21 protein-coding genes and 1 tRNA gene are annotated in these 17,724 nt (G+C 66.6%); 18 read left to right on the forward strand and 4 right to left on the reverse strand.

Translation table 11 applies throughout. The annotated features are described in order from the left end of the window. Positions 1-75 precede the first annotated feature (75 nt). Entirely contained in the window at positions 76-1,302 is a 1,227-nt protein-coding gene (gene hemA / locus FCU40_RS10515) for a 5-aminolevulinate synthase (RefSeq protein WP_168074774.1), read from the forward strand. Positions 1,303-1,402: 100 nt separating this feature from the next. Here hemA and FCU40_RS10520 read toward each other — a convergent pair whose 3' ends face one another. Beyond that, positions 1,403-1,849, reverse strand: coding sequence for a MucR family transcriptional regulator (locus FCU40_RS10520; RefSeq protein ID WP_168074775.1), 447 nt, complete (start codon positions 1,847-1,849; stop codon positions 1,403-1,405). Positions 1,850-2,010: 161 nt separating this feature from the next. Here FCU40_RS10520 and glyA point away from each other — a divergent pair, with 161 nt between their 5' ends. The 7 genes from glyA to FCU40_RS10555 all read left to right on the forward strand — a co-directional run bounded on the left by glyA (position 2,011) and on the right by FCU40_RS10555 (position 8,783). Then, complete coding sequence (gene glyA / locus FCU40_RS10525; protein WP_168074776.1) at positions 2,011-3,297, forward strand: serine hydroxymethyltransferase; 1,287 nt, start codon at positions 2,011-2,013, stop codon at positions 3,295-3,297. A 32-nt stretch (positions 3,298-3,329) separates the two neighbouring features. Beyond that, positions 3,330-3,803, forward strand: coding sequence for a transcriptional regulator NrdR (gene nrdR, locus FCU40_RS10530; protein ID WP_004623619.1), 474 nt, complete (start codon positions 3,330-3,332; stop codon positions 3,801-3,803). 64 nt (positions 3,804-3,867) lie between these two features. Further along, complete coding sequence (gene ribH, locus FCU40_RS10535; RefSeq protein WP_004623620.1) at positions 3,868-4,332, forward strand: 6,7-dimethyl-8-ribityllumazine synthase; 465 nt, start codon at positions 3,868-3,870, stop codon at positions 4,330-4,332. Next, entirely contained in the window at positions 4,329-4,778 is a 450-nt protein-coding gene (nusB, locus tag FCU40_RS10540) for a transcription antitermination factor NusB (RefSeq protein WP_168074777.1), read from the forward strand. The genes ribH and nusB overlap by 4 nt, the downstream gene beginning before the upstream one ends. After that, positions 4,738-5,796 (forward strand): thiamine-phosphate kinase, encoded by a 1,059-nt coding sequence (gene thiL, locus FCU40_RS10545; RefSeq protein WP_004623623.1) that lies wholly within the window; start codon positions 4,738-4,740, stop codon positions 5,794-5,796. The genes nusB and thiL overlap by 41 nt, the downstream gene beginning before the upstream one ends. Before the next feature lie 112 nt (positions 5,797-5,908). After that, positions 5,909-6,400, forward strand: a complete 492-nt coding sequence (locus tag FCU40_RS10550) for a flagellar basal body-associated FliL family protein (RefSeq protein WP_168074778.1) — start codon at positions 5,909-5,911, stop codon at positions 6,398-6,400. 244 nt (positions 6,401-6,644) lie between these two features. Then, entirely contained in the window at positions 6,645-8,783 is a 2,139-nt protein-coding gene (locus FCU40_RS10555) for a sodium-translocating pyrophosphatase (protein ID WP_168074779.1), read from the forward strand. Between the two features lie 324 nt (positions 8,784-9,107). Here the strand turns inward: FCU40_RS10555 and FCU40_RS10560 are convergent, their stop codons facing one another. Next, positions 9,108-9,593, reverse strand: coding sequence for an outer membrane protein assembly factor BamE (locus tag FCU40_RS10560; protein ID WP_004623629.1), 486 nt, complete (start codon positions 9,591-9,593; stop codon positions 9,108-9,110). Between the two features lie 120 nt (positions 9,594-9,713). On the opposite strand from FCU40_RS10560, the gene FCU40_RS10565 reads away from it, so the two are divergent. The 7 genes from FCU40_RS10565 to FCU40_RS10595 all read left to right on the forward strand — a co-directional run bounded on the left by FCU40_RS10565 (position 9,714) and on the right by FCU40_RS10595 (position 13,989). Then, positions 9,714-10,244 carry a ubiquinol-cytochrome C chaperone family protein gene (locus FCU40_RS10565; protein ID WP_168074780.1) on the forward strand — a complete coding sequence of 177 codons (531 nt, stop codon included), beginning with the start codon at positions 9,714-9,716 and terminating at the stop codon, positions 10,242-10,244. Then, on the forward strand, positions 10,229-10,768 hold the full coding sequence (locus FCU40_RS10570; protein WP_168074781.1) for a DUF177 domain-containing protein: 540 nt from the start codon (positions 10,229-10,231) through the stop codon (positions 10,766-10,768). The genes FCU40_RS10565 and FCU40_RS10570 overlap by 16 nt, the downstream gene beginning before the upstream one ends. Before the next feature lie 94 nt (positions 10,769-10,862). Beyond that, positions 10,863-11,933 carry a phosphate acyltransferase PlsX gene (gene plsX / locus FCU40_RS10575; protein ID WP_168074783.1) on the forward strand — a complete coding sequence of 357 codons (1,071 nt, stop codon included), beginning with the start codon at positions 10,863-10,865 and terminating at the stop codon, positions 11,931-11,933. Then, on the forward strand, positions 11,930-12,907 hold the full coding sequence (locus FCU40_RS10580) for a beta-ketoacyl-ACP synthase III (protein ID WP_168074785.1): 978 nt from the start codon (positions 11,930-11,932) through the stop codon (positions 12,905-12,907). The genes plsX and FCU40_RS10580 overlap by 4 nt, the downstream gene beginning before the upstream one ends. 187 nt (positions 12,908-13,094) lie before the next feature. Then, entirely contained in the window at positions 13,095-13,397 is a 303-nt protein-coding gene (locus tag FCU40_RS10585; protein WP_004623639.1) for an integration host factor subunit alpha, read from the forward strand. A gap of 11 nt (positions 13,398-13,408) precedes the next feature. Then, the gene (locus FCU40_RS10590; RefSeq protein WP_035017726.1) at positions 13,409-13,837 is read left to right on the forward strand and encodes a MerR family transcriptional regulator; all 429 of its coding nucleotides are present in this window, start codon (positions 13,409-13,411) and stop codon (positions 13,835-13,837) included. A gap of 75 nt (positions 13,838-13,912) precedes the next feature. Continuing rightward, positions 13,913-13,989: transfer RNA gene (locus FCU40_RS10595), tRNA-Pro, on the forward strand. Between the two features lie 71 nt (positions 13,990-14,060). Here the strand turns inward: FCU40_RS10595 and FCU40_RS10600 are convergent. After that, positions 14,061-14,297: a DUF2842 domain-containing protein gene (locus FCU40_RS10600; protein WP_004623643.1), complete on the reverse strand. Its 237-nt coding sequence runs from the start codon at positions 14,295-14,297 to the stop codon at positions 14,061-14,063. Next, positions 14,294-14,545: a GlsB/YeaQ/YmgE family stress response membrane protein gene (locus tag FCU40_RS10605; protein WP_004623645.1), complete on the reverse strand. Its 252-nt coding sequence runs from the start codon at positions 14,543-14,545 to the stop codon at positions 14,294-14,296. Before FCU40_RS10605 ends, FCU40_RS10600 begins: the two co-directional genes overlap by 4 nt. Before the next feature lie 144 nt (positions 14,546-14,689). On the opposite strand from FCU40_RS10605, the gene FCU40_RS10610 reads away from it, so the two are divergent. The 3 genes from FCU40_RS10610 (at position 14,690) to rpsI (ending at position 17,677) form a co-directional block, all read left to right on the forward strand. After that, positions 14,690-15,721, forward strand: a complete 1,032-nt coding sequence (locus FCU40_RS10610) for a COX15/CtaA family protein (RefSeq protein WP_168074787.1) — start codon at positions 14,690-14,692, stop codon at positions 15,719-15,721. A gap of 1,005 nt (positions 15,722-16,726) precedes the next feature. Then, the gene (gene rplM, locus FCU40_RS10615; RefSeq protein ID WP_004624297.1) at positions 16,727-17,200 is read left to right on the forward strand and encodes a 50S ribosomal protein L13; all 474 of its coding nucleotides are present in this window, start codon (positions 16,727-16,729) and stop codon (positions 17,198-17,200) included. Positions 17,201-17,203: 3 nt separating this feature from the next. After that, the gene (gene rpsI, locus FCU40_RS10620; protein ID WP_004624294.1) at positions 17,204-17,677 is read left to right on the forward strand and encodes a 30S ribosomal protein S9; all 474 of its coding nucleotides are present in this window, start codon (positions 17,204-17,206) and stop codon (positions 17,675-17,677) included. The last annotated feature ends 47 nt before the right edge of the window (positions 17,678-17,724 follow it).

Below are 17,724 nucleotides of genomic sequence, written 5' to 3' on the forward strand. Positions count from 1 at the left end.
GGGCGCACGGTGCGAAAAGCCGAGCATTGATTTAGGGGACCGCCGGAGCAATCGGCCGACGGTTTAGAGATCGTGATGGATTACAAAGCCGCGTTCCGCAGCGCCGTCGACCAGATCCGCGACGAGGGCCGATACCGGGTTTTCGCCGATCTGAAGCGCCAGCGCGGCGCCTTCCCGCGGGCCACCTGGACTCGCCAGGACGGTTCCGAACGCGAGGTCGTGGTCTGGTGCAGCAACGACTATCTGGGCCAGGGCCAAAATCCGGTGGTGGTCGACGCCATGAAGGCGGCGGTCGAGGCGCACGGCTCGGGCTCGGGCGGCACCCGCAACATCTCGGGCACCAACCATGATCACGTCCTGCTGGAGCAGGAACTGGCCGATCTGCATGGCAAGGAAGCCGCGCTGCTGTTCACCTCGGGCTATGTCTCGAACGAGGCGACCCTGTCGGTGGTCCAGAAGATCCTGCCGGGCCTGATCATCTTCTCGGACGAGCTGAACCACGCCTCGATGATCGCCGGCATCCGCAACGGCGGCGGTCCGCGCAAGGTCTTCAAGCACAACGATCTGAAGCACCTCGAGGAGCTGCTGGCGGCGGCCCCGGCCGACGCGCCCAAGCTGATCGCCTTCGAGAGCGTCTATTCGATGGACGGCGACATCGCCGACATCGCCGGCACGATCGCGCTGGCCAAGAAGTACGGCGCCATGACCTATCTGGACGAGGTCCACGCGGTCGGCATGTACGGCCCGCGCGGCGGCGGCGTCGCCGAGCGCGAAGGCCTGATGGACCAGATCGACATCATCGAGGGCACGCTGGGCAAGGCGTTCGGCGTCATGGGCGGCTACATCACCGGCGACGCCGAGGTGGTGGACGCCATCCGCCTGATGGCCTCGGGTTTCATCTTCACGACGTCGCTGCCGCCCGCGCTGACGGCCGGCGCGCTGGCGAGCGTCCGTTGGCTCAAGCAGCACCCGGAAGTGCGCGAGATCCACCAGGAGCGCGCCGCGACCCTGAAGGCCATGTTCCGGGCCGCCGGCCTTCCGGTCATGGACAGCGTCAGCCACATTGTCCCCGTGCTGGTCGGCGATCCGGTGCACTGCAAGATGATCAGCGACATGCTGCTGGCCGATTTCGGCGTCTATGTGCAGCCGATCAACTATCCGACCGTTCCGCGCGGCACCGAGCGCCTGCGCTTCACTCCGACCCCGTTCCATACCGACGACATGATGCGCAAGCTGGTCGCCGCCATGGAGAAGCTGTGGGCCCACTGCAACGTCGCCCGCATGGGCGGCCACGCCGCTTAAGGACGGTCAACCCTTCGATTTCGACCGCCACGTTCATCGTCGAAACGGAAAACGCCGCCGGAGTCCGGCGGCGTTCGCGCGACTAAACGGTCGGACGGCGCTAACTGCCGCGCCGCACGCCCTTGCCCAGCCCGATCTGCTTGGCGAAGTCCGAGCGGCGGGCGGCATAGGCCGGGGCCACCATCGGATAGTCCGGCGGCAGACCCCATTTGCGGCGGTATTCCTCGGGGCTCATGTCGTAATGCGAGCGCAGGTAGCGCTTGAGCATCTTGAGCTTCTTCCCATCCTCGAGGCAGACGATGTAGTCGTGCTGCACCGAGCGGCCGACGGGCACGGCCGGCTTGGCCTTCTCGACCGGACGTGCTGGTTCGCCGCCGCCGCCCAGCGCGGTCAGCGCATCGTGCACGGTGCGGATCAATTCCGGAAGGGCGGACTGCGAGACGGTGTTCTGGCCGACATAGGCCGCCACGATCTCCGTGCTCAATCCCAGGATGTCCACCTCGCGGCCGTTTGTCGTGTCGCTGCCGCCATTACCCTGAGACGCCATGAGATACCCCATTCCCTTTGTCGTTCGAACTCCGCAGGGGTTGAGCGACGCCCTGCGGGACTGCAACGCGCGGTCGCGAATGTGGTTCCGAGATTGATCGCCGCGCCTATCCCGTTAAAGAGGGCGCCTCTGCTGACTCCCCGAAACGCCTGGAGAGCGTCATGACCCAAGCCAACACCAGCGCCTTTTTCGGCGCGGACCTCGCCACCGCGGACGCAGACATCTTCGACCGCATCGGTCGGGAACTGGAACGTCAGCGAAACCAGATCGAGCTGATCGCCTCGGAGAACATCGTCTCCAAGGCCGTTCTGCAGGCCCAGGGCTCGATCCTGACCAACAAGTACGCCGAGGGCTATCCCGGCAAGCGCTATTACGGCGGCTGCGAATATGTCGACGAGATCGAGACGATCGCCATCGAACGCGCCAAGGCGCTGTTCGGCGCCGGCTTCGCCAACGTCCAGCCGCACTCGGGCTCGCAGGCCAACCAGGCGGTGTTCATGGCCCTGCTGCAGCCGGGCGACACCTTCCTGGGCATGGACCTGGCCGCCGGCGGCCATTTGACGCACGGCAGCCCCGCCAACCAGTCGGGCAAGTGGTTCAAGCCGATCAGCTACACCGTCCGTCAGCAGGACCAGTTGATCGATTATGACGGCGTGGCCGAGGTCGCCCAGCGCGAGAAGCCCAAGCTGATCATCGCCGGCGGCAGCGCCTACAGCCGCCAGATCGACTTCGCCAAGTTCCGCGAGATCGCCGACGGCATCGGCGCCTACCTGATGGTCGACATGGCCCACTATGCCGGCCTGATCGCGGGCGGCGCCTATCCGAACCCGATCCCGCACGCCCACATCGTCACCACCACCACGCACAAGACCCTGCGCGGTCCGCGCGGCGGCCTGGTGCTGACCAACGACGAAGCCATCATCAAGAAGGTCAATTCGGCCGTCTTCCCGGGTCTGCAGGGCGGTCCGCTGGAGCACGTCATCGCCGCCAAGGCCGTGGCGTTCGGCGAAGCCCTCCAGCCGTCGTTCAAGGAGTACGCCCGCCAGATCATCGCCAACGCCAGGGCGCTGTCCGAGGCTCTGCTGAAGTCGGGCGTCAATATCGTCTCGGGCGGCACCGACAGCCACCTGATGCTGGTCGACCTGCGTCCGAAGGGCGTGACGGGCCGCGACGCCGAGCATAGCCTCGAGCGCGCCCACATGACCTGCAACAAGAACGGCGTGCCGTTCGACACCGCGCCGTTCACCATCACCTCGGGCATTCGCCTGGGGACGCCGGCCGGTACGACGCGCGGCTTCAAGGAAGCTGAGTTCACCCGCGTGGGTGAGCTGATTGGCGAGGTCGTCAATGGTCTGGCGGCCAACGGCGCGGACGGCAACGCCGCCGTCGAAGCCAAGGTGCGCGAAGAAGTGCTGGCCTTGACGGCCCGCTTCCCGATCTACAACTAATTGTCCCTGGGCTTCGCGGGAGGGGCCACATCATGCGTTGCCCCTTCTGCGGACACGCCGAAAGCCAGGTCAAGGACAGCCGCCCGTCGGAAGACGGCGCGGCGATCCGCCGTCGCCGGATGTGTCCGGAGTGCGGCGGCCGCTTCACCACCTTCGAACGCGTTCAGCTGCGCGAGCTGATCATCCTGAAGCGCTCGGGTCGGCGTTCGCCGTTCGATCGCGACAAGCTGGTCCGCTCGATCGCGCTGGCGACCCAGAAGCGTCCGGTCGAGGGCGAGCGGGTCGAACGGATGATCAACGGCATCGTCCGCCAACTGGAAAGCATGGGTGAAACCGAGCTGCCGTCGTCGACCGTGGGAGAAATGGTCATGAAGGCGCTGAAATCCCTCGATGACGTGGCCTATGTCCGCTACGCGTCCGTTTATCGGGATTTCAAGGAAACCGGCGACTTCGCCAAGTTCCTGACCGAAGAAGGGCTGAGCGACGTCGTCGAAGACGAGCTATAGTTCCTTAATCCTTGATGTGTGTTTCTGATCGCGCCGCGCGCGTGGCCGTGGAGATTCGAGCTAGATGGTAGACGACAACATCCGCCTGCTGGTCGTGGAGAGCCGGAGCCATTCCGGCGTCGCCGACGAACTGCTGCGCGGAGCCGCCCAGGCGATCGAAGCCCAAGGCGCCGCCTATGACGTGATCACGGTCTCCAGCGCTCTTCAGATCCCGACGGCCATCGCGATCGCCGAAGAGGCCGGTCATCGGCCCGTCGGCGTGCGCTATGACGGCTATGTGGCGCTGGGCTGCGTCATTCGCGGCGAGACCTACCATTTCGAGCTGGTCGCTCACGAGACCGCGCGGGGCCTGCAGGATTTGGGCATCGGTCGGCGCTTGCCGATCGGGTTTGGCGTGCTGGCGGTGGACGACGAAGCCCAGGCCTGGGCGCGCGCCAAGGTCAGCGAGGGCGACCGGGGCGGGGGCGCGGCCAAGGCCTGCCTCGAAACCATCGCCCTCAAGCGTCAACTGCTGGGACAGTCCCGATGAGCGGCAGCCGTATCCAACCCCGCTCGGTGGCGCGTCTGGCCGCCGTCCAGGCCCTGTATCAGATGGAAGTGTCGGGGGCGGGCGTCGATTCCGTGATCCGCGAGTTCTCCGAGCACCGCTTCGACCGCGATGTCGAGGGCGAGCGGCTGGCCGCCGCCGACGAGGCGTTTTTCGCGGAGCTGGCCAAGGGCGTGGTGGCCAACCAGGCGAAGGTCGATCAGGGCGTCGTCAAGCGCCTGGCCTCGGGCTGGCGTCTGGATCGTCTGGACGCCACGGCCCGCGCCGTGTTGCGCGCCGGCGCCTATGAACTGATGTTCCGCCCGGACGTCCCCACGGAGGTGGTGATCAACGAATACGTCGAGATCGCGAAATCCTTTTTTGAGGGTCCTGAGTCAGGCTTCATCAATGGCGCCCTCGACGCGATCGCTCGTGATGCAAGAGACTGACGAAGAAGACTGGTTCGCTGAAGACGACGCCCCGCCGACGGCGGTGGCGCCCGCGACGGAATTCGATCATATCGAACGGCTCCTGCGCCCGCTGACGCGGGGCGATCCGGCGGCGCTCGATCTGCTGGACGACGCGGCCGTGCTGCCGTCCAGGCCCGGCTATGACTTGGTCATCACCAAGGACGCCATGGTGGCGGGCGTGCATTTTCTTCCCGACGAAGCCTTGGACGTCGTCGCCCGCAAGCTGCTCCGCACCAACCTGTCCGATCTCGCCGCCAAGGCGGCCGAGCCCTACGGCTATTTCCTGGCCGTCGGCTGGCCCTCGGGCGCCGACGTCGCCTCGCGCGAGACCTTCGCCCGGGGCCTCGCCGAGGACGGCGCGGCTTTCGACATTTCGCTGCTCGGCGGCGACACCGTCACGACCTCGGGTCCGCTGGTCGTCTCGGCGACCCTGCTGGGCTGGGCGCCTCAGGGCGGCGCGATCCTGCGACGGGGGGCCAAGCCCGGCGACCGCCTGATGGTCTCGGGCACCATCGGCGATGGCTGGCTGGGGCTGCTGGCCCAGTGGGGCGAGGTGATGGACGCCGACGGCGCCATGCTGCGCCGCTATCGGCAGCCAGAGCCACGCGTCACGCTGCGCGACGCCATGCGCATCCACGCCAAGGCCGCCGCGGACGTCTCGGACGGCCTCTTGGCCGACAGCTCGCACATCGCTAAGGCCAGCGGTTGCCGCGTGCGCGTCGATCTGGAGCGCCTGCCGCTGTCGCCGGGCGCCCAGGCCTGGCTGGACCAGCAACCCGAACAGGTCGAGGGCCGCATCTCCCTGGCGTCTGGCGGCGACGATTACGAGATCGTCTGCGCCGTCGATCCCAACGAAGCGTGGAACTTCCGCGTGGCCGCCGCCGCCGCCGGCGTGAAAGTCAGCGAAATCGGCGAGTTCGTGGAAGGCGAGGGGGTCAGCGCCTATTACAGGGGCCGCGATGTGACGCCGTCCCGCCTCGGCTGGCTGCACGGCTAGAGCGTGAGGCTGAAAGTGGGAACCGGTTTCAGCTTATCTCACGCTCTAAACATTTGATTTAGAGCCTTTAGCCCGAGGACGCCCATCCCGCCGGTCAAGGACGGACACGATCATGCCGCTCACCCTTTCCCGCCGCCTCGTTCTCGCGGGCGCCTGCGTCCTGGCGGCCAGCCCGGCCTTCGCGGGCGAGAAGAAGGAAGAGAAGAAAAAAGAGGGGGACGGCCAGGCGCTCGACCCGACGATCAAGCTTCAGGCGATCACGATCCCGATCATCGTTAACGGTCGTATCGTCAACTATGTCTTCGTCAGCATGACCCTGAAGCTGACCTCGGGCACCGATATCGCCATGTTCGAGGGCAAGGAGCCGGCCTTGCGCGACGCGATCATCCGCGCCGCCTACAAGACGCCGTTCGTCCGGCCCGACACCTGGAAAGAGGTCGATGGTCCAAAACTGACCCGCTTCGTGCTGGCGCAGGCCAATCTGCTGACCGGCAAGGGCAAGTTCGCGTCCGTCGAGATCACCAAGCAGATCCCTCGCCAGCAGCTGATGCCGCCCAAGCCGGGCGGGGCCACGCCGGCGTCGAATCCGGACCTCGATCCCTGATTCCATCTTCCGGTACGGCGAAAGCGACGCCAAACGCTTGTCCCGACACGGGTTGCGCGCTCCTGGACCATCTGACAGTCTCCTTGGGATGACGCTGTTCCGGCGTCATATTGGGAGCATCGAGGGGGCACGAGGCCAAAGGCCCGCCCGTCGATCCGGGCGTGGGTTTGACGTGTGTCATTACCTCCAGCCGCCGGGACCGGCATCCCCCTCGTGATTGGAAGCGCGAAGGGGTGAAGAGCTTATGAGTCTTTGGCTTTATCTGGCCATCGGGGCCGGGCTGCTGGCGGTGCTCTATGGCGCGGTGCAGACGGCCAGTCTGATGCGGGCGTCGCCCGGCAACGCGCGGATGCAGGAGATCGCCGCGGCGATCCAGGAGGGCGCGCAAGCCTATCTGCGTCGGCAATATCTCACCATCTCGATCGTCGGCGTGGTCATCCTCGTCGCCGTCTATGTTCTGATCGGCCATTGGGCCGCCCTGGGCTTCCTGGTCGGCGCGGTGCTGTCCGGCGCGGCGGGCTTCGCCGGGATGCTGATCTCGGTGCGCGCCAACGTCCGCACGGCCCAGGCCTCGTCCGAAGGCCTGGCCAAGGGCCTGTCGCTGGCCTTCACCTCGGGCGCCGTCACCGGGATGCTGGTCGCCGGCTTCGCCCTGCTGGGCGTGGCGGGCTACTACTACGTTCTCACCGGCGTTCTGGGCCTTGAGCCCACCAGCCGCGAAGTCGTGGACGCCCTCGTGGCCCTGGGCTTTGGCGCCTCGCTGATCTCGATCTTCGCCCGTCTGGGCGGCGGCATCTTCACCAAGGGCGCCGACGTGGGCGGCGACCTGGTGGGCAAGGTGGAAGCCGGCATCCCGGAAGATGACCCCCGCAACGCCGCGACCATCGCCGACAATGTCGGCGACAACGTCGGCGACTGCGCCGGCATGGCCGCCGACCTGTTCGAGACCTATGCGGTGACCACCGTCGCCACCATGGTGCTGGCGGCGATCTTCTTCCGTGGGACCGAGGCGGTGTCGGCGATGATGCTGCTGCCGCTGGCGATCTGCGCGGTGTGCATCGTCACCTCGATCATCGGCGCGTTTTTCGTCCGCCTGGGCAATAACAACAACATCATGGGCGCGCTCTACAAAGGCCTGATCGTCACGGGCGCGCTGTCGATCCCGGCCGTCTGGTACGTGCTGCATCAGCTGGTGCCGACCACGGTCGAGACCGCCACGCGCAGCTATACGGCCGACGGCCTGTTCTATTGCGGCCTGGTCGGCCTGGCCGTCACGGCCGCGATCGTGATGATCACCGAGTACTACACCGGCACCGGCTTCCGTCCGGTGAAGTCGGTGGCGCAGGCCAGCGTCTCGGGCCACGGCACGAACGTGATCCAGGGTCTGGCCATGTCGCTGGAAGCCACGGCCCTGCCGGCCCTGACCATCATCGTCGGCATCGTCGTGACCTTTAATCTGGCGGGCCTATTCGGCATCGCCATCGCCACCACGACCATGCTGTCGTTGGCCGGCTTCATCGTCGCCCTGGACGCCTTCGGTCCGGTCACCGACAACGCCGGCGGCATCGCCGAGATGGCGGGGCTGCCGCCCGAGGTCCGCGTCACCACCGACGCCCTCGACGCCGTGGGCAACACCACCAAGGCCGTGACCAAGGGTTACGCCATCGGTTCGGCCGGCCTGGGCGCCCTGGTGCTGTTCGCCGCCTATACCGAGGACCTGAAGTTCTTCTCGGCGCACGCCGCGTCGGGCAGCTTCTTCGACGGCATGGGTCCGGTGACCTTCGACCTGTCCAACCCCTATGTCGTGGTCGGCCTGCTGTTCGGCGGCCTGCTGCCGTTCCTGTTCGGCGGCCTGTCGATGACCGCCGTGGGGCGCGCGGCCGAGTCGGTGGTCGCGGAGGTCCGTCGTCAGTTCCGCGAGAACCCGGGCATCATGACCGGCGAGGTCAAGCCAGAGTATGGCAAGGCCGTGGACATCCTGACCAAGGCGGCGATCCGCGAAATGATCGTGCCCAGCCTGCTGCCGGTCGTCTCGCCGGTGGTGCTGTTCTTCGTGATCAAGGCCATCGCGGGCAAGGTCGACGCTTTCGCAGCCCTCGGCGCCATGCTGATGGGCGTGATCGTCACCGGCCTGTTCGTCGCCATCTCGATGACCAGCGGCGGCGGCGCCTGGGACAACGCCAAGAAGGTGATCGAGGAAGGCTTCACCGACAAGAACGGCGTCCTGCACAAGAAGGGGGGAGAGACCCACAAGGCCGCCGTCACCGGCGACACCGTCGGCGACCCCTACAAGGACACGTCGGGCCCGGCCGTGAACCCGATGATCAAGATCACCAACATCGTGGCCCTGCTGCTGCTGGCGGTCCTGGCCCACGCCGGTTGACCCTCGGCGCGGTGTGAAACCTCGAACGCCTCGGAGGAGACTCCGGGGCGTTCTGCTTTAGGCGTTGAACACCACCTCTTGCCCCGACCTCCCCGGCGAATGGCGGGGTCCAGAGGCATCCGGAGCGGTTGGGATGATCCGAGGTGCGCCCATTCCGCGTGTCGAACGCTCGTGGGTTCGAGCTGGGCCTCGGGTTTCGCCGGCGCTCAGCGCGTCGTTCGCGCTCGCCGAAGGGCGGTGTGACCTTTCCTGATCCATCGGGCATACGAAAAAGCCGCCCGTCTTCCGACGAGCGGCTGTTCGTAGAATAGTCGACGGAAAGCTCTAGCGGCGGTCGCCCGGGCGCTGGCCGGGCGCCGTATCGTCTTGCGGCAGCATCCCGCCACGACCGACGTTGCCCAGCAGCTGTTCGAGGATGGTCATCTCGCGGCCGCGGGTCGGCGTTTCACGGCCGTTATAGGCGATGACCTTGCCGTCCTTCAGCGTGTAGGTGTTCACCGATGCGACCTTCTCGTCGGCCGGGTTGAACTTGATGGCCACGACGTCGCGCTTGATCACGCGCGGCATGTAGAAGGCCACGCGGTCGGTGGTCTGCGAGATGTAGTACCAGGTGTTGTTGTCGAAGGTCGAAACCGCCGACGGCGAACCCAGCTTTTCCATCAGGGTCGACTTGCTGTCCTGCCCGACCTTCATGTCGGCGGGCTTGTTGTCGATGGCCTGGAAGCCGGAGTAGCTCGTCAGCGGCGTGCAGGCCGAAGACGCGAGGGCCACGGCCAGGACGGCGGCGGCGAGAACGGCGGGGCGAGACATCAAGGCTCCGAACCGGAAAAATGCAGACTTTGACCTATCGCCCGCGGGAGCTTAGTTCAATGCCCGCGTGAAAGCGGATACCGCGCATAGCGGGATGTCGCGGCGAAATCGAGGCGTTTGATGTTTTTGGACAGGTTGCTCAAGCCCAGGCCGGCCAAGGCGGCGGGCGCCAAGCTTTATGCTTCGGCGGTCGGGCAGGCGCGGTCGGCGGCCTTTTATCGCGATTTCGGCGTCCGCGACTCGATGGAAGGGCGCTTCGAACTGTTCAGCCTGCACGTGATCTTCCTGATCGAGCGGCTGAAGGGGCAAGGAGAGGCGGCGGCGGAAACCTCGCAGGCCGTTTTCGATTCCTATGTGAAGGGCCTGGACGACGCGTTCCGCGAGATCGGCGTGGCCGACACCTCTGTCGGCAAAAAGATGAAGAAGCTGGCCGGCGCCTTCTACGGGCGGCTGAAGGCCTATGACGAAGCGGTCGCCAGCCTGCCGGAAAACACGGCGCTGATCGACTTTCTGGCCCGCACCGCGTTCGAGGAGCGCGCAGAGGGCGACGTGGCGGCGCTCGCCGCCTATGTCGCCGCCGCGCGCGGGATGCTGGCGGACCAGTCGCTGGACGCCCTGCTGCAAGGAGACGTGACATGGCCGAACCCGTGACCGCCGCCTGGCCGTGCGAAATTCCGCTGGCCCAGGTCGACCGAGGCGCGGTCAAGCTGCGCCTTGAACCCGACGCGGCCCAGCGCAAGGCCATCGCCAAGCAGCTTGGCCTCGTCAGCCTGGAGGCGCTGAGCGCCGAGGTCTACCTGACCTCCTGGCTTGACGGCGCCGAGGTCTCGGGCGTGCTGCGGGCGCGCGTGGTGCAGACCTGCGGCGCGACGGCCGACGACTTCGAGACCCCGATCGACGCTCGTTTCGACCTGAAGGTCCTGCCGGCCAATAGCCAGAACGCCCCGCAGGAGGCGTTCGGCGACCTGGGCATCGATCCCGACGGCGACGACCCGCCCGACGTGCTGGAGGGCGATAGGATCGACGTCTCCGGCTATGTCGTCGAGCACCTGGCCCTGGAGCTCGATCCGTTCCCCCGCAAGCCGGGCGCGGTGTTCGTGCAGCCGCCGGAGCCGGTCGAACTTTCTCCGTTCGCGGCGCTCAAGAGCCTGAAAGCGGCGAAAGACGAGGGCTGAACGGCTCGACTCGCCCGCTTGCGTGATATTCACGCGGATGTATCTTCCGCCGCCTTGGAAAAGGCGGCCCGCCTGTTGGAGCTTCTCGCGCCACGTGCCCCAATCCGTAGTCATCTCCGTCGACGCCATGGGCGGCGACCACGGTCCGTCGATCGTTGTGCCGGGCGTGGCCCAGGCGGCCCAGGCCCTGCCGGGGGTGCGCTTCCTGCTGCACGGCGATAGCGCGCGGATCGAGGCGGAACTGGCCCGTTGTCCCGCCGCGCGCGCGGTCAGCGAGATCCGCCACTGCGACAAGGCCATCGCCATGGACGAAAAGCCCGCCCAGGCCATGCGCCGGGGCAAGGGCTCGTCGATGTGGAACGCCATCGAGTCGGTTCGCGCCGATGAGGCCCAGGCCTGCGTCTCGGCGGGCAACACCGGCGCCCTGATGGCCATCTCCAAGCTGATCCTGCGCATGGGCGCGGAGCTGGAGCGTCCCGCGATCGTCGCCAACTGGCCGAACATGAAGGGCGTCGCCACGGTCCTGGACGTCGGCGCCAATGTCGAGAGCGACGCGGACCAGCTGGTCGAGTTCGCGATCATGGGCGCGGCCTTCCACCACGCGATGCATGGCGTGGAGCGCCCCACGGTCGGGCTGCTGAACGTCGGCTCCGAGGACCAGAAGGGCCACGAGGAAGTGCGCGAGGCCCACGCTATCCTGCGCGAGGCCAAGCTCGATTTCGACTATCACGGCTTTGTCGAGGGCAGCGACCTGGCCTACGGCGTCGTGGACGTGGTCGTCACCGACGGCTTCACCGGCAATGTCGCCCTGAAGACCGCCGAAGGCATGGCGCGGTTCTTCTCGAACGAGATCAGGACCACCTTGACCTCCGGGCCGCTGGCCATGCTGGGGGCCATGATCGCCTCGGGCGCGCTGAAGAGGATGCGCCAGCGGCTGGATCCCAGCCGGGTCAACGGCGCCCCGCTGCTGGGGCTCAACGGGATCGTGGTCAAGAGCCACGGCGGCGCGGACGCCAACGGCTTCGCCTCGGCCGTGCGGGTCGCCATCAATCTCGCGCGCAGCGATTTCCGCGCCGAGATCGACAGAAATCTGAAGAGCCTGACCGCCGCCGCGGCCAAGGACGAAGCCTCGAAGGCGGGGCAGGACCAGGGAGCGGTCGAGTGAGCTTAGTGAGAAGCGTGGTGACCGGGGTCGGCGCGTACCTGCCGCCCAAGGTCGTGACCAATGACGATCTGGCCAAGTTCGTCGACACCAGCGACGAATGGATCGTTGAGCGCACGGGCATCCGCCAACGCCACCAGGCCGCCGACGACCAGCCGGTCTCCGATCTCGCCACCGAGGCCGCCAAGGAGGCCCTGGCGGCCGCCGGCAAGACCGCCGCCGAGGTCGATCTGATCATCGTGGCCACCACCACGGCCGACCTGACCTTTCCCGCCGTCGCCACCATGGTCCAGCGCAAGCTGGGCGCGCCGGTCGGCATCGCCTTCGACGTCCAGGCCGTCTGCTCGGGCTTCGTTTATGCCCTGAGCGTCGCCGACGGCTTCGTGGCGCGCGGTCACGCCAAGTGCGCCCTGGTGATCGGCGCCGAGACCATGACCCGCCTGATGGACTGGAGCGACCGCGGCACCTGCGTGTTGTTCGGCGACGGGGCCGGCGCGGTCGTGGTGGAGGCCAAGGCGGGCGAGGGGACCACGGCCGACCAGGGCCTGCAGGGCTTTGCCCTGCGCGCCGACGGGACCAAGCAGGACCTGCTTTATGTCGACGGCGGCGTTTCGACCACCGGCACGGTCGGCAAGCTGCGGATGCTGGGCAACCAGGTCTTCAAGCACGCCGTGGTCAACATCTCCGAAGCCATCCATGCCGCGGCCGCCAACGCGGGCGTCGCCGTGGCGGATGTCGACTGGTTCATCCCGCACCAGGCCAATCAGCGCATTCTGGCCGGCGTGGCCCATCGCTGCGGCATCGACGAGAACAAGGTGATCTCGACCGTCGCCATCCACGCCAACACCTCGGCCGCTTCGATTCCGCTGGCCCTGGCCCACGGGATCAAGGACGGCCGAATCAAGAAGGGCGACCTTCTGTTGCTGGAAGCCATGGGCGGCGGCCTGACCTGGGGCGCCTGCGTCCTTCGCCTTTAAGGCGAAGCTTACGCTCGGGCATGAACTCCTGTCCTTGAGTCTTTGACTTCATGCGATAATCACGGCATGAGGTCATCGGTGAATTCGGGCGCGGCCAAACGAGGGTGGCGGCGCCGCATCGGACTTGCCGCGAGTACTCCGTCTTAAGCGGCCTCCGCGCCGCTTCGATACGCGTGAAGGGGGTTGCATGAAGGGCGCTACTTTGACCCGGGCCGACCTGTGCGAGGCGGTCCATGAAGAGGTCGGACTGACCCGTCAGGACTGCGCCGGACTGGTCGAGCGCACCCTGGATCTCGTGGCCGAGGCGCTCGAGGAGGGCGAAACGGTCAAGCTTTCCGGCTTCGGCGTCTTCCAGGTCCGTTCCAAGCGCGCGCGCATGGGCCGCAATCCCAAGACCGGCGAGCCGGCCGAGATCGAGCCCCGTCGGGTGATCGGTTTCCGGGCTTCCCAAGTCATGAAGGCGCGAATCGATCGCGCGCTCGGCGACTAGGGATGGCCGCGGTGGCGAAGGGGCCTAACGCCTTCCGCACGATTTCCGAGGCCGCCGACGAATTGGGCGTGCCTCAACACGTTCTGCGCTTCTGGGAAACCAAGTTCTCGTTCATCCGGCCGATGAAGCGAGCGGGCGGCCGACGCTTCTATCGGCCCCAGGACGTCGCCGTTCTGAACGGCGTGCGAACCTTGCTGCACAGCGAAGGCCTGACCATCAAGGGCGTCCAGAAGCTGCACCGCGACCACGGGCTGGCGCAGGTGATCGCCGCGGGTCTTGGCGCGAATGGGGCGGCGAACCTGGATCCCGAGGTGGATTACAAGGACGACGCTGCGGCCGCCCGACGTCTGGATGACCGCGCCCGTCATCGCCTGGCGTTTGCTCTCGACGACCTCACGGCCGTGAAATCCCGCCTCGACGGTCTTCTGGCGCGCGGCTGAACGCACCGTCGATTTCGTCCGAAATCGCTGTTGCCCAACCCCCGAGCGGCGCCTATAAGGGCGCTCCTTCCGCGTCGGAGCGTGGCGCAGCCTGGTAGCGCACTTGACTGGGGGTCAAGGGGTCGCAGGTTCGAATCCTGTCGCTCCGACCATTCGCGGAAGACGAAAGGCCGCCCTTCGGGGCGGCCTTTTTCATGTTCCGTCGCCTCGCGTCGCCTCGCGGTTATCGCTGGCCGACGTCGAGCGGCTTGTCGGCCTTGCCCATCCAGGAGATCAGCGGAATCACCGGCAGGACCCAACCCATGCCCAGCGCCACGAAGTAAACGAGGTGCACCAGGCGGTTGGGCGGCAGTCGGTCGTACAGGCTGGTGAAGACCCAGATCCAGGCGAACAACACGACCATGACCGCGAGCGAGCCGATCAGCTTGCGCGGGCGGGCGGGAATCAGGGGAGCGCTCACGCGGTTCTCCGGAAAAGGCTGAGAACAGCCAGAAACAGGATCGCGCCCACGCTGGACACGACCAGCTCTCCGGCGAAGCCGGGCAGATGCAGGTCGATGCGCGAGGCGATGAACGCTCCGATGTACGAGCCGATGACGCCGATCAAGAGCTTGATGAACAGCGAGTGGTGGCGCGCCAGGACAAGGTCGGCGATCCAGCCGGCCAGGATGCCGATCACCGCCGCCGCGAATACGCCCATGCCGCTCATGCTGGTCTCTGCCCCTGAACGTCCATTTCTCGCATGAACGCGCGACGCCGTCATGCCAGACCACGCGAAGATTGCCCCGAGCGTCCGGCGGGCGTAGGGAAGACACGCCGCATTTCGGCCCAGAAGTGACGCTTTTCCGATCCCATGACGTCTTTCCTGCGTTCCGACCGCTCGCGCGCCGTCGCGATCTGGCTGTTCATCGTCGCCGCCATGGTCTTTTCCATGGTCGTCGTCGGCGGAGCCACCCGCCTGACCGGCTCTGGCCTCTCGATCACCCAGTGGAAGCCGATCATGGGCGCTCTGCCGCCCCTGTCGGATCAGGCCTGGCGCGAGAGCTTCGAGCTCTACAAGAAGATCCCTCAGTTCAAGCTGGTGAACCCCGACATGACGCTGGAGGGGTACAAGAGCATCTTCTGGTGGGAGTGGGCGCACCGCCTGCTGGGCCGCACGGTGGGCGCGGCCTTCGCGATCCCCTTCGTCGTCTTCCTGATCCGCCGCGATATTCCGCGCCGCCTGATCTGGCGTTGCGCGGCGATGCTGGGGCTTGGCGGGCTGCAAGGCCTCGTGGGCTGGTGGATGGTCTCCAGCGGCCTTTCCGAGCGTGTCTCGGTGGCGCCCGAGCGCCTGATGATCCATCTGAGCCTGGCCCTGACCCTGTTCGTGGTGCTGATCTGGACGGGCCTGGACGCCTGGAACGGCTCGCCGCGCGTCGAGGAACGCTCCAAATGGCGCGGCTGGGCGCTGGCTTTCCTGGCGGCGGTGTTCTTCCAGTGCATGTTGGGGGCGCTGGTCGCCGGCAATCACGCGGGCCTGGTCTATAACGACTGGCCGCTGATGAATGGTCATGTCTTCCCGGCCGACTATGCCGGTCACGGCCTCTGGGGCACGCTGGCCCACAGCCAGGGCGCGGTGCAACTGCACCACCGGCTGATGGCCTATCTGCTGTTCCTAGGCGGCATCGCCGTCGGCGTCGTCGCCGGGCGCGATCGGCTGTTGGCCGGCGGGGCCAAGGCCGTGGCGATGGCGGTGGCGATCGTGGTCACCCTACAGGCCGCCTTGGGAGTCTGGACGCTGATGGCCCAGGCGCCGATCGCGCTCGGCGTGCTGCACCAGGCGGGCGCGGCGCTGCTGCTGGCGACCGCGACGGTCTTCGCCTGGCGCGTGCGGCGGCCCTGACACAGTCTCGGCTTTGTCGCGAGGCAGAAGCCGAGGCTCATGGAGAGCGGCGGAGCCGCCCCACCCAATCCCTCTCCCGTCGGGAGAGGGCGGGGCCCGTCCCGACGAAAGTCGGGATGGGAGGGTGAGGGTGAACGGAGTGGGCCGGGAACACACGGATCTTTCCGCGCGGCGGATCTTCGAGGCCCTGTTCGGAAAGGGCTTGGCCCCTCACCCTCCCGCGCTTCGCGCGGGTCCCTCCCTCTCCCCGCGGAGAGGGCGGTATGGGGATTGGAGGCGCTCTGTCCTCGGCGTTCGCGATCTCGAACACAGCGAAATCAACGCCTTGTCGATTTTACACCCCCGCCAATCCTCGGCGTTCGGCGCCGCGCCATAATCCTAGCCATCCCCGTCGCGGGGGAGGGCGTTTGGATCCGGCCCAAAACGGCGGCGGGGCTAGGTTGAGCGGGGCCGCGTGGTCTCGAAGCGGTTTCGACCGGGGTCTGTTCGTTGGATAGATCCGGGATCTCGGAAGAGGCCGTGGAGGGGCGAGCGCGGAGCGACAGGGCGGTGATCGTACAAGCCGCCTATCGTGGATCGTCGGGCTGGGTCCGGATGTAGCCGTCCCAGTTGGTCCGCGCCCGTCCGGGGGCTAGTGGGGACCCGAGCTGAAATACGCTCACGCCTCCCATCCTCACGGGCAAGAACAGCCTGGCGGAGCGGACTCGCGAGCCGAAACACAACAAACCCTACGGTCTCCGGGTTCGCCCGGCCGCTCCGTCGCCTCCCCATAGACCTTCAGCGGCTGGCCGCGTGAAGCGGCGGACGCATGACCTCGCGGCGCGCCGAATTCGCGGTTGCGGTATTATATTACCTTTTGTCGTATCTCTTTGTATTATATTGGTTTTGTAAGTTTTTTGTATCGCTGTTGTTGACAGGGGGCGAACCCTCCCGTACATGCCGCGCCTCACACGGACGAAACCGGATTTCTCGGGGTCGGACGCCTAGAAATTACGGATCAATCCCATGCAGAAGATCACGGCTTCCTTGAAGCCAGCCGAGGTCGAGAAGAAGTGGATCGTGGTCGACGCCGAGAACGCCGTTGTCGGCCGTCTGGCGACGTTCATCGCCATGCGTCTTCGCGGCAAGCACCGTCCTGACTACACCCCGCACGTCGATTGCGGCGACTTCGTCGTCGTCATCAACGCCGACAAGGTGAAGTTCACCGGCAAGAAGCTGGACGACAAGGTCTACTACCGTCACACCGGTCACCCGGGCGGCGTCAAGGAAACCACCCCGCGCAAGGTGCTGGGCGGTCGTTTCCCCGAGCGCGTCCTGGAAAAGGCCGTCGAGCGCATGCTGCCCAAGGAGAGCCCCCTGGCTCGCAAGCAGCTGACCCACCTGCTCATCTACAACACCGGTGAGCACCCGCACCAAGCGCAGAACCCCGAAGTCGTCGACTTCGCGGGCCGCAACGCCAAGAACATCCGGAGCCTCTAAGCTATGACCGACGCTCAAGGCTTTGACGCGCTGGCCAGCCTGTCCAGCAACCCGGAAGCGGCCGCCCCGGCCGAGCCCAAGATCGACGCCCAAGGCCGCGCCTACGCGACCGGCAAGCGCAAGAACGCGATCGCTCGCGTCTGGATCAAGCCAGGCAAGGGCTCGATCACGATCAACGGTCGTGACCAGGAAGTCTATTTCGCCCGTCCGGTGCTGCGCATGATGATCGCCCAGCCGCTGGAAGTGACCGACCGTCTGGGTCAATTCGACGTCGTCGTGACGGTCGAAGGCTCGGGCCTGTCGGGTCAGGCCGGCGCCATCCGCCACGGCCTGTCCAAGGCTCTGACCTATTACGAACCCGGCCTGCGTCCGGTCCTGAAGCCGCACGGCTTCCTGACCCGCGACAGCCGCGTCGTCGAGCGTAAGAAGTACGGCAAGGCCAAGGCCCGCCGCAGCTTCCAGTTCTCGAAGCGCTAATCGCGACGATTACGTGTTTGGGAAGGGGCGCTTCGGTTCGGCCGAAG

The sequence above is a fragment of the Caulobacter sp. SSI4214 genome (assembly GCF_012184455.1).
GTDB classification, from domain to species: Bacteria; Pseudomonadota; Alphaproteobacteria; order Caulobacterales; family Caulobacteraceae; genus Caulobacter; species Caulobacter vibrioides_E.